The organism is Saccharopolyspora sp. (assembly GCF_017434145.1).
Lineage (GTDB): Bacteria > Actinomycetota > Actinomycetes > Mycobacteriales > Pseudonocardiaceae > Saccharopolyspora_C > Saccharopolyspora_C galaxeae.
Genome location: NZ_JAFRFW010000314.1, coordinates 1 through 3,299 on the forward strand (window position 1 = coordinate 1; position 3,299 = coordinate 3,299).

Here is a 3,299-nt window from a genome sequence, read left to right on the forward strand (position 1 = left end):
CCGCAGTGCGCGGACCGGCAGTGCGTTGGCCGAGGTCGCCGACGGCCTGGCGGCCGAAGCGCGAACCGCGGTCGCCGACCGAGCCCAAGCAGCAGCTCAGCGGGCCGGGGTGTGGATCACCGCGCCGCTCGGCTTGTGCTTCCTGCCCGCGTTCCTGTGCCTGGGCGTGGTTCCGGTCGTGGCGGGGATGGTGCAGCGGCTCGCCGCGACCTGGTGAGCAGGCCGGATTCCGTCGTGCGGCGAGACATTCGTTGCCGACAACCGGCCCGGCAAGCCGCGAAAAGCGACGCGCGGTGCCGGGCGAACGACAACACGAGAAAGGCGGGAGCATGACCCCGATTCCCACGAAGATCAGCTGCACGGTGCCTGCCGGCGATCGCCGCACGAGCCGCTCCGGACTCAGCCGTCGTCGATTGCGGAGTCTTCGAACGCTGTTGCACGGCGACCGCGGTATGAGCACCGCCGAGTACGCCATCGGCACCGTGGCGGCGGCCGCTTTCGCAGCGCTGCTCTACACCGTCGTCACCGGCGACTCGGTGACGGCCGCGCTCACCGGGCTGGTCGAACGTGCATTGCAAGGCAGTGTCCCGTGATCGCGCGGCGAGCGCTCCCGGTCGGTTCGGGCGGCCGGGCGGTCCCGGCGGCGCGAAGTCCGGATTCCTTTTCCGACCGCGGTGCGGTGACGGTCGAGGCGGCCCTGGGCGTGAGCGCGGTCGTAGCGGTGTTCATGCTCGTGCTGACCGCCATGAACATGGTGCTCGGGCAGGTCCGGTGCACCGACGCCGCGGTCGAGGCCGCTCGGCTGGCGTCCAGGGGAGATCGCGAGCAGGCCGACGCAGCGGTGCGGCGGTTGGCCCCGCCGGGCGCGAGCTTGGCGATCTCCGTTCGGGACGACCAGGTGACGACCGAGGTGAGCGCTCCACCGGTGGTCGGTTTCCTGCCCGCCCAGTGGTGGACCAGTCGAGCCGCGGCAGTGCTGGAACCGGGTGCGGCCGGGTCCGGTCCGGCGGAGCCCGCGCGGTGAGCACCGGTGCCGGCGGCCGGGATGCCGGTGTCGCCACGGTGCTCGCCGCGGTGCTGATCCTCGGATTGCTGGTCATCCTCGGGTTCGGCCTGGCACTCGGCTCCGCCGTGCTGGCCAGGCATCGCGCGGAGGGGGCCGCCGACCTCGCCGCGCTGGCCGCTGCATCGCACGCCACCGCGGGCGGCACGGCGGCGTGCGAGCAAGCGGAACGGGTGGCGCGCGGGATGCACGCGAGCGTGCTCGACTGCCGACTGTCCGGCCCGGATGCGCGAGTGATCGTCGCAGAACGCACTTCCGCCCTGCCCGGGTTGCTTTCATCCCAGGTCAGCGCCAGGGCAAGGGCGGGGCCGGCACCGCGCTGAACGCGAGTGGCGGTGTTCCGGGTGCGCGCTCAGCGGTCACACGTCCCCGGGCGGCGACCGGTTGCCGTGTCGCGCGGCCGGGAACGCCCACCCCGGCATATCAGTGCCTCTGGTCCCGTTCCCGACGTTCGTCGCCGCTGAACGACCGTTCGTCGCCGCGGGGGTATACGCGGGTGCGCCTTGTGACGTTGATTGAAAGTGCGAGTTGCGGGCAAGAGTTCCGACAACGTGGTCGGGCTCGCAGGTGGACCGCGATACCGCGGGAAACCGTTGCCGAGGCGCTCGCCGTTGTTGAGGAGGAGAGGGAATGGACTGGTCGGCGGACGAGCGGCCCGGTGTTGCTACAGGGACCGGTGTCGCTCCAGAGACCAGTGTCGCCGGTTCCGGCACCGGCGGTTGGCGCGGAGCGGCCGATTGGGCCGGTGCGTTCCGCATCGAGCTGCGGGTGCAAGCGATCGAGCTGGCCGCGCGCAGCTGGCCGGTGGTGCCCGGCACGTTCCCGGTCGCTGCGACCGGGAGATGGTCCGGTGGTGGCTCCACCGGCCCGGTGCCCGTGCACGAGGACTGGCAGGACCGGCGGAGCACCGACGCGGACCAGGTCGCGGCCTGGTTCGGTGAGCGGCCGTACAGCCTGCTGATCGCCACCGGTGACGAGGTGGAAGCACTCGAGGTCGGTGCTGAGCTCGGGCGGCGTGCCGCGCGGGCGCTGCGCTCGATGGGCGCTCCGGCACCGATCGTGGCGACTCCGGACGCCCGCTGGTACTTCCTGGCCGCCGGTGGCCGCGCTGCCGCGGTGTGCCCCGAGCTCGTCACCGCGGGAGCGGTGCGCAGGCACACCGCCGGAAGCTGGCTCCCGGTGCCGCCGAGCACTTTCCACCACGGTGTCGTGCACTGGCGCGTCAAGCCGGAGGTCTGCGGGTGGCGGCTACCGTCGCCCGAGGTCATCGGCGATGCGTTGCGCATCGGTGCGGACACCGCCGAAGACGTGGCCCAGCTCGTCGTGGCCGGCAACTGACGGTCGGCGGCGACCGCGAAATTAGCCGCGGGCAACTGGACGTCCGACCCGTCCAGGGGCACCCCCGATGAGACGTCCGGCGGTGGGAGCGAGCGGGACCGGCGAACCCGCTCGCTCACCCGACCCGCCGCCGTCGTCTCAGCCCCGCCCAGCGGCTTCCCCGTGCGCGGTCGAGAGCACGTCGAGCACAGCCACCGCCCCCGCCTTGTCCAGCGGTTCGTTGCCGTTCCCGCACTTCGGCGACTGAACGCAGGACGGGCACCCCGCCGGGCACCCGCAGGAGACGATCGCCTCCCGCGTCGCGGCCAACCAGGGGAACAACGCGGCATAGCCGCGGTCGGCGAAGCCGGCACCCCCCGGGTGACCGTCGTGCACGAACACAGTGGCTCGTCCGGTGTGTTCGTGCCGGGCAGTGGAGACACCACCGATGTCCCACCGGTCGCAGGTCGCGAACAGCGGCAGCAGGCCGATCGCCGCGTGCTCGGCGGCGTGCAGCGCCCCCGGCCAGCGTTCCGGGACCAGGCCCGCCGATTCGAGCACCTCCGGGGTCAGCGTGATCAGGGCGGCGCGGGTGGCCAGCGTGGTCTCCGGCAGGTCCAGCTCGACGGCGTCCATCACCTCGCCGCTGCGCAGCGTCCGCAGGTAGCCGACCACGCGGCTGGTCACCTCGACGGAGACGAACCGCGCGGTGACGTCGCCCAGCACCTCGGTCTCGTGCACCGCGGTGACGTGCACGTCGAGGTCCTCGCGCGCCGACGTGGTCCACTCCGGCTCCTCCGCGTGCACGAGCGCCAGCCCGTCGTCGAGGTCCAGCTCGTCCACCACGTACGACTCGCCCTGGTGCACGTGCACCGCTCCCTGGTGCACCGTCGAGAGCGCGCGCGTGAAGTCGACGGTC

The 3,299-nt window shown here is 72.6% G+C and carries 5 protein-coding genes and 1 pseudogene; 5 read left to right on the top strand and 1 reads right to left on the bottom strand.

The features are described from left to right. The 5 genes and pseudogenes from IJH84_RS08675 to IJH84_RS08695 form a co-directional block, all read left to right on the top strand. Positions 1-217, top strand: a pseudogene (locus tag IJH84_RS08675) (secretion system protein); the annotation flags it as partial. A 112-nt stretch (positions 218-329) separates the two neighbouring features. Next, entirely contained in the window at positions 330-593 is a 264-nt protein-coding gene (locus IJH84_RS08680; protein WP_200068261.1) for a DUF4244 domain-containing protein, read from the top strand. 86 nt (positions 594-679) lie between these two features. Then, entirely contained in the window at positions 680-1,024 is a 345-nt protein-coding gene (locus IJH84_RS08685; protein ID WP_295142466.1) for a TadE family type IV pilus minor pilin, read from the top strand. Continuing rightward, positions 1,021-1,386 carry an Rv3654c family TadE-like protein gene (locus IJH84_RS08690; protein WP_200068263.1) on the top strand — a complete coding sequence of 122 codons (366 nt, stop codon included), beginning with the start codon at positions 1,021-1,023 and terminating at the stop codon, positions 1,384-1,386. The genes IJH84_RS08685 and IJH84_RS08690 overlap by 4 nt, the downstream gene beginning before the upstream one ends. A gap of 307 nt (positions 1,387-1,693) precedes the next feature. Further along, positions 1,694-2,401: a bifunctional DNA primase/polymerase gene (locus IJH84_RS08695; protein WP_295142471.1), complete on the top strand. Its 708-nt coding sequence runs from the start codon at positions 1,694-1,696 to the stop codon at positions 2,399-2,401. A gap of 138 nt (positions 2,402-2,539) precedes the next feature. Here the strand turns inward: IJH84_RS08695 and IJH84_RS08700 are convergent. Then, positions 2,540-3,299 (bottom strand): Zn-binding domain-containing protein (locus IJH84_RS08700; protein WP_295142474.1); only part of this gene is annotated, 760 nt, incomplete at its 5' end.